Origin of the sequence: Clavibacter sp. MX14-G9D, from assembly GCF_032917815.1 — a bacterium.
GTDB classification, from domain to species: Bacteria; Actinomycetota; Actinomycetes; order Actinomycetales; family Microbacteriaceae; genus Clavibacter; species Clavibacter michiganensis_K.
Genome location: NZ_JAVCVL010000112.1, coordinates 1 through 9,025, shown reverse-complemented (window position 1 = coordinate 9,025; position 9,025 = coordinate 1). Strand labels below are relative to the sequence as shown.

At 74.4% G+C, this 9,025-nt stretch carries 11 protein-coding genes; 5 read left to right on the top strand and 6 right to left on the bottom strand.

Features of this window, described 5'->3' with window-relative positions:
- Window positions 1-134 precede the first annotated feature (134 nt).
- Window positions 135-422 carry a DUF1905 domain-containing protein gene (locus Q6969_RS10035; RefSeq protein WP_317230314.1) on the top strand — a complete coding sequence of 96 codons (288 nt, stop codon included), beginning with the start codon at window positions 135-137 and terminating at the stop codon, window positions 420-422.
- A gap of 12 nt (window positions 423-434) precedes the next feature.
- On the opposite strand, the gene Q6969_RS10030 is transcribed toward Q6969_RS10035, so the two are convergent.
- The 4 genes from Q6969_RS10030 to Q6969_RS10015 are packed head-to-tail and all read right to left on the bottom strand — an operon-like array spanning window position 435 to window position 5,200.
- Window positions 435-1,415, bottom strand: a complete 981-nt coding sequence (locus Q6969_RS10030; protein ID WP_317230313.1) for a 1,4-dihydroxy-2-naphthoate polyprenyltransferase — start codon at window positions 1,413-1,415, stop codon at window positions 435-437.
- A 46-nt stretch (window positions 1,416-1,461) separates the two neighbouring features.
- On the bottom strand, window positions 1,462-2,214 hold the full coding sequence (locus tag Q6969_RS10025) for a histidine phosphatase family protein (RefSeq protein ID WP_317230312.1): 753 nt from the start codon (window positions 2,212-2,214) through the stop codon (window positions 1,462-1,464).
- Between the two features lie 48 nt (window positions 2,215-2,262).
- Window positions 2,263-3,195, bottom strand: coding sequence for a serine hydrolase (locus tag Q6969_RS10020; protein WP_317230311.1), 933 nt, complete (start codon window positions 3,193-3,195; stop codon window positions 2,263-2,265).
- 22 nt (window positions 3,196-3,217) lie between these two features.
- Window positions 3,218-5,200: a M13-type metalloendopeptidase gene (locus Q6969_RS10015; RefSeq protein WP_317230310.1), complete on the bottom strand. Its 1,983-nt coding sequence runs from the start codon at window positions 5,198-5,200 to the stop codon at window positions 3,218-3,220.
- A gap of 91 nt (window positions 5,201-5,291) precedes the next feature.
- Here Q6969_RS10015 and Q6969_RS10010 point away from each other — a divergent pair, with 91 nt between their 5' ends.
- From Q6969_RS10010 to Q6969_RS10000, 3 genes are all read left to right on the top strand, one after another.
- Window positions 5,292-5,489, top strand: a complete 198-nt coding sequence (locus tag Q6969_RS10010) for a helix-turn-helix transcriptional regulator (RefSeq protein WP_317230309.1) — start codon at window positions 5,292-5,294, stop codon at window positions 5,487-5,489.
- Window positions 5,473-5,874 (top strand): hypothetical protein, encoded by a 402-nt coding sequence (locus tag Q6969_RS10005; protein WP_317230308.1) that lies wholly within the window; start codon window positions 5,473-5,475, stop codon window positions 5,872-5,874. The genes Q6969_RS10010 and Q6969_RS10005 overlap by 17 nt, the downstream gene beginning before the upstream one ends.
- Before the next feature lie 99 nt (window positions 5,875-5,973).
- The gene (locus tag Q6969_RS10000; protein ID WP_317230307.1) at window positions 5,974-7,257 is read left to right on the top strand and encodes a solute carrier family 23 protein; all 1,284 of its coding nucleotides are present in this window, start codon (window positions 5,974-5,976) and stop codon (window positions 7,255-7,257) included.
- 51 nt (window positions 7,258-7,308) lie between these two features.
- Here Q6969_RS10000 and Q6969_RS09995 read toward each other — a convergent pair whose 3' ends face one another.
- Both Q6969_RS09995 and Q6969_RS09990 read right to left on the bottom strand, forming a co-directional pair.
- The gene (locus Q6969_RS09995; protein ID WP_317230306.1) at window positions 7,309-8,007 is read right to left on the bottom strand and encodes an HAD family hydrolase; all 699 of its coding nucleotides are present in this window, start codon (window positions 8,005-8,007) and stop codon (window positions 7,309-7,311) included.
- 67 nt (window positions 8,008-8,074) lie between these two features.
- Window positions 8,075-8,584: a MarR family winged helix-turn-helix transcriptional regulator gene (locus Q6969_RS09990; protein ID WP_094116732.1), complete on the bottom strand. Its 510-nt coding sequence runs from the start codon at window positions 8,582-8,584 to the stop codon at window positions 8,075-8,077.
- Window positions 8,585-8,726: 142 nt separating this feature from the next.
- Between Q6969_RS09990 and Q6969_RS09985 the strand changes: the two genes are divergently transcribed.
- Window positions 8,727-9,025: homocysteine S-methyltransferase family protein (locus Q6969_RS09985; protein WP_317230305.1), on the top strand; the 299-nt coding region annotated here is incomplete at its 3' end.

Sequence of the window (9,025 nt, the reverse complement as noted above, 5' to 3'; positions counted from 1 at the left end):
CGCGCCCGACGTCGCCGCGCAGGACACGGGCGCCCCGGGCGCCGGCACGCCGGACACCGCGGCCGCCACCCCGCGCGCCGACGGCGAGGCCGAGCGCAGCTGACCCGCCGGACGCGCGAGGCAGGACGGGATCCATGGGATCGGGCATCGGACCCCCCGACATCGCCTTCACCGCGCCCATCGGCGTCACCGTGAAGGGCGACCTCTGGCCGTGCGTCGAGGTCCCGGGCTCCGCGGAGCTGCTCGGGACGGGCAGGGCCGTGAAGGTGGTGGCCGCCGTCGACGGCGAGCCGCTCACGATCGGCCTCCTGCCGACCGGATCCGGCGGGCACATGCTGTCCCTCAGCGCGAGGCTGCGGAAGCGGCTCGGCAAGGACCTGGGCGACGAGGTCGACGTCCGGATCGCCGAGCGCCTGACCTGACGCCCTCCGCGCTCAGAACGCGAACGCGGCGCCGAGCCCCAGGCCGAACGTGAGCGCCGCCATGCTCGTCAGCTGCAGCGAGAGGATCAGCTCCTTCGGGGTGCGGCCGGTGCACGCGATGATGGCCGCCGGCAGCGCCAGGACCAGCGTGAACAGCACCAGCAGCGCCTTCGGGTAGAAGAGGCTGAAGAAGACGAGCACGCCGTACGCCACCGCGACCATGAGGCAGTAGACGATGCGCGACCAGCGCGGGCCGAGGCGCACCGCGAGGGTGCGCTTGCCGACCTTCCCGTCCTGGTCGATGTCGCGGATGTTGTTCACCATCAGCACCGCGCAGGCGAAGCCGCCCGCCGCGACGCCGCCCAGCCAGCCCTCGCCCGTGATCCGGCCGATGAGGATGAACTGCGTGCCCGCCGTCGCGACCAGGCCGAAGAACACGAAGACGACCACGTCGCCGAGGCCCGCGTAGCCGTAGGGGCGCTTGCCGCCGGTGTAGAAGTAGGCCGCGACGATGGCGACGGCGCCGACCGCGAGCAGCCACCAGTGGCCGGTGATCAGCACGATCACGAGGCCGGCGACCGCGGCGAGGCCGAAGAACGCGAGCGCGACGGTGAGGACGGTGCGGGGCCTCGCGGCGCCGGATCCGGTGAGGCGGGCGGGGCCGACGCGCACCGCATCGGTGCCGCGGATCCCGTCGGAGTAGTCGTTGGCGTAGTTCACGCCGATCTGCAGCAGCACCGCGACGGCGAGGCAGAGGAGCGCGAGGCCGAGGTCGGGGCCGTCCGGGCCCATCGCGCGGGCGGCGCCCGCGCCGATGGCGACGGGCGCGACGGCGAGCGGCAGGGTGCGGATGCGGGCGCCGGAGATCCAGTCGCGCGCGGTGGCCTTCCGGGCCTTCGCCGGGTTCCCGGAGCGCGCCGTCGCGGGCGATCCCGGACGGGTGCGGGCTGCGGACGAGGGGGCCTGCCGGGTGCGCTTCTTCTTCTGTGCCACGAGGGGCGATCCTACGCGGCGGCGGAGCGGCCGACCGCGGCGACGGCTAGCGGCTGCCGCCCACGGGCGACGGGGCCCAGCCGGTGGCCGGGCAGTTCCAGCGCATGATCGCGTGGCGGCCGTGCTCGAAGCCGAGCTCGCTGAGCGTGGAGGTCGAGAGCGTGAGGATCCCGCCGGCCTCGGCGGGGAGGCCCACCCAGGCCACGGCGAGCGCGCGGATCACGTGGGCGTGGGCGACGAGCAGCACGTCCTGCCCGGACTCGAGCACCGGCAGCACGCGCGCGAGCACCTCGAGGACGCGCGCGCGGACCTGCCCGGACGTCTCGCCGGGGGTGTCGCCCGCGGGGACGCCGTCGGTCCAGAGGTCCCAGTGGCCGCGCTCGGACTGGATGTCCGCCGTGGTGCGCCCCTCGTACGCGCCGTAGTCGAACTCGACCAGGCGATCGTCGACCTCGGCCTGGTCGCGGTAGCCGATGAGCTCGGCGGTGCGGAGCGCGCGCGACCGCGGGCTCGCGAGCACCAGGCCGAACTCCGTGCCCGCGAGCACCTCGCCGACCGCGCGCGCCTGCTCCTCGCCGGTCTCCGTGAGGGGGATGTCGGTCGTGCCGGTGTGGCGGCCGTTGACGCTCCACTCGGTCTGCCCGTGGCGCACCATGACGATGCGGCCGCGGACCTTCTCCTGCCACTCCGGGGTGCCGGGGATCTCCGCGCGGGCGATCGCGGCGTCGACCTCGGCGTGCATCGGCGACACGTCGTCGCGGGCGAGGCGCTTGGCGGTGGCGGGGTTCATGCCGGTCATGCGGGGCTCTCCTCCGTCGCCCGGGAGGGTGGCGGGCGACATCCGACTCTACGCCCGGGCGGATCCGGCGTCCCGGTGCACGTGCTCCAGGAGGTCGAGCCCGACCACGCCCAGGGCGTCGCGCACGGCCAGCCGGGCGCGGAGCCCGGCGTCGTCGAAGTGCACCATCACGGCGTAGGCGACGGCGCCGCGCGGGCCGCGCAGCACGCCCGCCTCCGCCCGCACGCCCGCATCGACGCCCGTGCAGTCGACCAGGGCCATGCCGTGCGCGCCGCCGCGGCTCGCGGGCGCGTCCATCCCGAAGGAGGCCGCGACCATCGACCGGTCGGTGTTGAGGGCGAGCCAGCCGACGACGCGCGTGCTCGTCTCCTCGTCGACCACCTCGCCGTGCACGAGCGAGGCGAAGAGCGACGCGAGCTCGCGGGCGGATCCCACGGAGAGCTGCGGGGCGTCGTCCGGCCCGCGCGTGCCGCGGGCCACGTCGAGGAGCGCCGTCCGGCGGAGGCCGAGCGACTCGGCGCGGGCGCGCACGGCGTCGAGGCCGACGAGGCCGAGCAGCGCGTTGGTCGCGGCCGCGTCGCCGGTGGCGCCGACGAGCGACGCGAGGTCGGTGACGGGCAGCGACGGGACCACGAGGTGGCGCCAGAGGCCCGCCGTGCCGCCCTCGTCGCCGTCGCCGCGGTCGACGAGGTGCAGCGGCGAGAGGTCGCCCGAGGTCATGCGGGCCGACAGCTCCGCGAGCAGCAGCACGCGGCCGAGCCCCGCGGCCGGCAGGGCCACGTGGTCGTCGACCGCGAGCACCACGGCGCCCGAGTCGAGGTCGGTGGCGCGGGCCGCCACGCTCATCCCGTCGAGGGCGAGGACGCCGAGCGCGCGGAAGGCGGAGCGGAAGCCGTCGGTGGGCTCCTGCCCGCGGTGGCGCGCCGGGCCGCCCCCGGCGTGCCGGGGGCGGTGGGGCGGATCCTCCTCGGTCGCGCTCATCGTGCGGCCCGCGCCCCGCGCGTCACCAGATGGTGACGCGGGCCTCCTCGTCGAGCCAGAGGCCGTCGCCCGGCCGCACGTCGAACGCCGCGTAGAAGGCGTCGATGTTGCGGACGATCTGGTTGCAGCGGAACTCGTTCGGCGCGTGCGGGTCGATGGCGAGCAGGCGCGTGACCTCCGCGTCGCGGCCCTTCTGCTGCCAGGCCTGCGCCCAGGAGAGGAAGAAGCGCTCCGCACCGGTGAGCCCGTCGATCACGGGCGGCTCGGCGCCGTCGAGCGAGATCAGGTAGGCCTTCCACGCGATGGACAGGCCGCCCAGGTCGCCGATGTTCTCGCCGATGGTCAGCGCGCCGTTCACGTGCGGGGCGTCGTCGGCCGTGAGCTGCGCCGGGACGAGGGCGTCGTACTGCTGGATGAGCGACGCCGTGCGCTGCTCGAACGCGGCCCGGTCGGCCGGGGTCCACCAGTCGGTGAGCCGGCCGTCGCCGTCGTAGCGCGAGCCCTGGTCGTCGAAGCCGTGGCCGATCTCGTGGCCGATGACCGCGCCGATCGCGCCGTAGTTGGCGGCCGGGTCGCGCTCCTCGTCGAAGAACGGGAACTGCAGGATGGCCGCCGGGAACACGATCTCGTTGAAGCCGGGGTTGTAGTACGCGTTGATGGTCTGCGGCGTCATGAACCACTCGTCGCGGTCGAGCGGGGCGCCGATCTTCGCGAGCTCGCGGCGCGTCTCGAACCGGGCGGTCGCGCGGACGTTGCCCACGAGGTCGGTCGGGTCGATCTCGAGGGCCGAGTAGTCGCGCCACCGGTCGGGGAAGCCGATCTTCGGGGTGAACGCGTCGAGCTTCTCGAGCGCCCGGCCGCGGGTCTCCGCGGTCATCCAGTCGAGGCCGGAGATGGAGTCGCGGTACGCCTCCACGAGGTGGCCGACCAGCACGTCCATCTCCGCCTTGGCGGTGCGGGAGAAGTGGCGGTCGACGTAGATCCGGCCGATGGCCTCGCCCATGGCGCCCTCGACGAGCGCGACGCCGCGCTTCCAGCGGGCGCGCTGCTCGGGGGCGCCGGTGAGGGTGCGGCCGTAGAAGTCGAAGCTCGCCTCGGAGAAGGCCCTCGGGAGGAGCGCCGCGTTCGAGCGGACGACCTGCCAGGTGAGCCAGTCGCGGAGCGCGGGGACCTCGTCGGCGGTGAGGAGCGCGCCGAGTCCCTCGGCGAAGCTCGGCTCGCGGAGGACGACCTCGTCGAGTGCGCCCTCGGGCGCCTCCAGCGCGTCGCGCCAGACGTCGAGGTCGGCGCCGGCGGCGCGCGCCACCAGGTCGCGGAGCTCGGCCCAGGTCGTGAGGTTGTAGGTGGCCTGGCTGTCGCGCGTGCGGACGTTGTCCCAGTGGGCGGCCGCGATGCGGGTCTCGAGGTCGAGGATGCGGTCGGCGCGGGCCGCGGGCTCGTCGAGCTGCGCGAGGCCGAGCATGCGCTCGACGAAGGCGCGGTACGCGTCGCGGATGGCCGCGTGGCCCTCCTCGCGGTAGTAGCTCTCGTCGGGCAGGCCGATGCCGCCCTGCTCGATCTGCACGACGTAGCGCTCGGGGTCGCCCGGGTCGTTGTCGACGAAGAGGCCGAGGAGGCCGCTCACGTTGGTCTGCTCGAGGCGGCCGAGGGTCGCGAGGAAGGTCGGCACGTCGGTGACGGCGGCGGCCTGGTCGAGCTGGTCGCGGATGGGCTCGACGCCGAGCGCCTCCACCCGCTCCTCGTCCATGAAGCTCGTGAGGAGGTCGCCGGTCTTGCGCTCCTCGGTGCCGGGCGCGGCGTCGACGGCCTCCTCGATGATGACCCGCACGGCGTCCTCGGCCGCCTCCGCGAGCTGGTGGAACGAGCCCCAGCGGGCCTTGTCGTCGGGGATCGCGGTGCGGTCGAGCCAGCGGCCGTTCACGTGGAGGTAGAGGTCGTCCTGCGGGCGCACCCCCTCGTCCAGCTCGTCGGTGCGGATCCCGGTCGGCGGTGTCTCGGCGCTCATGCGGCCAGCCTAGGCGCCCCGGCTGCCGCCCTCCCGGACGATGTGTAAAGCGCGCTTGACACGTTTCCGGTGTAAAGCTAGCTTGTCATCCATGCGCAGCGAGGTGAAGGGGCTCCGGACGGCCGCCGGGCTCTCCCAGCAGGCCCTCGCCACCGCGCTCGGCGTCTCCCGCCAGACCGTGAACGCCATCGAGACGGGCCGCTACGACCCGTCGCTCGCCCTGGCCGTCCGGACGGCCCGCTTCTTCCACCGATCCGTCGAGGAGGTCTTCCATGTCGAGGACGAATGAACGCCGCGGGATCTCCCGCGTGAACGTGCTGCTCGTGTCCGTGTTCGGCGTCGGCGCGCTGGTCGCGCTGATCGCGGGGAACCCCGGATCCGCCTTCGTGCTCGCCTTCATGGGCGCGATCGGGTTCGGCGGCGCCCTGCAGGCGTCCCGGCCGGGCGCGAGCGACGTGACGCGCATCAACGGGCTCGAGTACCGCGACGAGCGCGACGGCCGGCTGGCGCAGCAGGGGTTCGCCGTGGTCGGCGTCGCGGCGCTCGTCATCTCCGTCGTGGCGTTCGTCGTCACCACGCTGCAGGGCGAGATCCACTGGTTCATCTGGGGGCAGATGCTCGCGCTCGCCTCCGTGTGGGCCGTCGCGAACGCCGTGGTCGTCCGGCGGAGCTGAGCCGGCCGGATCCGCGCGCGGAAACGCCGCCGCAACACGGCGTCGGTACGCTCGCGGATCGGGGCGTCTCCCCACACACCCGCGCGAGAGCAGGCGAGCATGGCCCGACAGATCTGGACCCTCCACGGCGACGGCAAGGCGGTGGACGCCTCCGCGGTCGTCGGCCCCGGCGAGCGCCTCACCTGGCCGCGCACCATCGGCCTCGGCATGCAGCACGTCGTCGCGATGTTCGGCGCGACCTTCCTGGTGCCCGTGCTCACGGGCTTCCCGCCCACGACCACCCTGTTCTTCTCCGGGATCGGGACGCTGCTGTTCCTCCTCATCACGCGGAACCGGCTCCCCAGCTACCTCGGCTCGTCGTTCGCGTTCATCGCGCCGATCCTCGCCGCCAACGCGGCGACCGCCTCGGGCGGCGGCGGCATCGGGGCGGCGCTCGCGGGCATCGTCGCGGTCGGGATCCTGCTGGCCGTCGTCGGCGGCATCGTGCAGCTCACCGGCACCGGCTGGATCGACGCGCTCCTGCCGCCCGTGGTCGCCGGCGCGATCGTGGCGCTGATCGGGTTCAACCTCGCCTCCGCGGCGCGCGACAACTTCGTGGTGGCGCCCGTGACGGCCACCATCACGCTCGCCGTCGTGATCCTCTCCACCGTGCTGTTCCGCGGGATCCTCGGCCGGCTCTCCATCGTGCTCGGCGTCGTCGTCGGGTACGTGGTGGCGGTCATCCGATCGGAGGTCGACTTCTCGGCCATCGCGGACGCCGCGTGGATCGGGCTGCCGGAGTTCCACTCGCCGGAGATCACGCCGCAGTTCTGGGCGCTGCTGCCCGCGTTCCTGCCCGTCGTGCTCGTGCTCGTCGCGGAGAACGTGGGGCACATCCGCGGCGTCGCGCAGATGACCGACGGCTCGGTCAACAGGCTGACCGGCCGGGCGCTCCTCGCGGACGGCATCGCGACGGTGCTCGCGGGCCTCGGCGGCGGATCCGGAACCACGACCTACGGCGAGAACATCGGCGTGATGGCGGCCACGCGCGTCTACTCGACCGCCGCGTACTGGGTCGCGGGCGCCTTCGCGGTGCTGCTCGGGCTCTCCCCCAAGGTCGGCGCGGTCATCAACACGATCCCCGCGGGCGTGCTCGGCGGCGTGACCACCGCGCTCTACGGGCTCATCGGGATCATCGGCGTGAAGATCTGGATGGACAACCGGGTCGACTTCGCCAAGCCCGTGAACCAGCTCACGGCGGCGACCGCGCTCATCGTGGCGATCGCGCCGTTCACCTTCACCCTCGGCACGGTGTCGTTCAACGGCATCGCGCTCGGCACGGTCGCGGCGATCGTCGTCTACCACGTGATGAGCACGGTCGCGCGGCTGCGCGGGACCGACTAGCGCAGGCGGCGCAGGCCGGCCTCGCTGGCCGGCGGGGGCGCGGGCCCGGGCTCAGAGGCCGAGCAGGCGCTCCAGCGCCGGGTCCTCCAGCGACTCGAGCACGAGGTCCGCGCCCGCGTCCCGCAGCTCGTCGGCCGAGTAGTGGCCGCTCGCGACGCCGACCGCGGTGGCCCCAGCGTCGTGCGCGGAGGTGATGTCGTTCGGGGTGTCGCCGACGACGAGCACCTCGTCGCGGGTGGGCGCCGCGCCGCGCAGGGTGCCCGCGGTCGCGATGGCCCGGCGGACGACGTCGACCCGGTCGGGCGAGTCCGACCCGTAGGCGCCGAACACGAAGAAGCGGCCGAGGCGGGCGGGCTCCATCTTGGTGCGGGCCGCGCCCTCCATCGCGCCGGAGACGACGCCGAGCACGACGCCCGCGTCGGCGAGCCGGTCGAGCAGGGCCTCGGCGCCGTCGAGCACGCGGTAGCCCTCGGAGACGCGGATGTCGTCGGCGAGGTGCCGGAGGTAGGAGGCGTAGAGGCGCGCGAGCTCGGCGGGCTGCGGATCGCGGCCCAGGACGCCGCGGAACGTCGCCGTGCCCACCTGGGGATCGGTCTCCCCGGCGGAGGAGTGCTCGCCGATGTCGGCGTCGACGTCGTGCACGTCCCGGAACGCCATCGCCCAGCTGCGGGTGCCGGAGCCGCCCGTGTGGATGAGGGTCTCGTCGATGTCGAAGAGGACGGCGGGCGGGATGCGATCGGTGTCGGCCATGCGTCCATCGTGCTCCGACGCACCTCCGTGCGACCCGCACGGATGCCCGCTCGGGATGCCCGGAGGATCAGGAGCGGCGCGCCCGGACCCGCTCGGTGGTGCGCGCGATCACGCGGAGGCTGTCGATGAGGGTCGCGACCTGCTCGCGGCTGAGGTCGGCGAGCACCTCGTCCTCGTCGGCGACGAGCCGGCGCATCGCCCGGTCGACCCGCTCGATGCCGAAGGGGGTGAGCACGACGAGCCGGCTGCGGCCGCCCGCCGGATCCTCCTCGCGCGTGATGAAGGAGCGCGCCGTCAGCCGGTTCACCCGGTGCACGAGGCTGCCGGTGTCGGTGCCGAGGCGCTCGGCGAGGCCCGCGCGCGTGAGGCCCGCGTCGCCCTGCTGGCGGAGCACGGACAGGAACTCGAACTCGCTCGTCGTCAGGCCCTCGGCGGCGAAGGCGCCCTCGCGGATCCGCTGCATCTGCGGCAGCAGGCGCCGCAGCCGCGACACCACGTCGAGCGGCGCGAAGTCGACGTCGGGCATGGCCGCACCCCACGCGTCGATCACCAGGTCGACGTCGTCGTCATCCTTCATCGGGACTCCCACCGTCGCCTCCACGGTACCCGGCGCGGACGCGGGGCGGGACGCGGGACGGGCCCGCGGGCGCGTGGCGGATGCGCGGCGTCGCGCGGCGTCACCGGCCGGATCCGCCGACGCGCTCCGGCAGGATGTCGGCATGGCCCGCCCGCTCCCCCTCCCCGACCGTCCGCTGGTGCTCGACGGCGGCCTCGGAACGCTGCTGGAGGCGCGCGGGCACGACCTGACGGATCCGCTCTGGAGCGCGCGCGTGCTCGCCGACGAGCCCGACGCGATCCGGTCCGCGCACGCGGAGTACTACCGCGCCGGGGCGGACGTGGCGATCACGGCGTCGTACCAGGTGGGCTTCGAGGCCTTCGCGCGCCGCGGCCTGGACGCCGCCGCCACCGAGGCGCTGCTGCGCGCGAGCGTGCGGCTCGCCGCCGAGGCGCGCGACGG

Coding starts and splice junctions, on each gene's coding strand:
- Q6969_RS10025 (WP_317230312.1), bottom strand. CDS start 2,214: ATGACCGGCATGAACCCCGCCACCGCCAAGCGCCTCGCCCGCGACGAC.
- Q6969_RS10015 (WP_317230310.1), bottom strand. CDS start 5,200: ATGAGCGCCGAGACACCGCCGACCGGGATCCGCACCGACGAGCTGGAC.
- Q6969_RS10005 (WP_317230308.1), top strand. CDS start 5,473: ATGTCGAGGACGAATGAACGCCGCGGGATCTCCCGCGTGAACGTGCTG.
- Q6969_RS10010 (WP_317230309.1), top strand. CDS start 5,292: ATGCGCAGCGAGGTGAAGGGGCTCCGGACGGCCGCCGGGCTCTCCCAG.
- Q6969_RS10000 (WP_317230307.1), top strand. CDS start 5,974: ATGGCCCGACAGATCTGGACCCTCCACGGCGACGGCAAGGCGGTGGAC.
- Q6969_RS10020 (WP_317230311.1), bottom strand. CDS start 3,195: ATGAGCGCGACCGAGGAGGATCCGCCCCACCGCCCCCGGCACGCCGGG.
- Q6969_RS10035 (WP_317230314.1), top strand. CDS start 135: ATGGGATCGGGCATCGGACCCCCCGACATCGCCTTCACCGCGCCCATC.
- Q6969_RS09990 (WP_094116732.1), bottom strand. CDS start 8,584: ATGAAGGATGACGACGACGTCGACCTGGTGATCGACGCGTGGGGTGCG.
- Q6969_RS09995 (WP_317230306.1), bottom strand. CDS start 8,007: ATGGCCGACACCGATCGCATCCCGCCCGCCGTCCTCTTCGACATCGAC.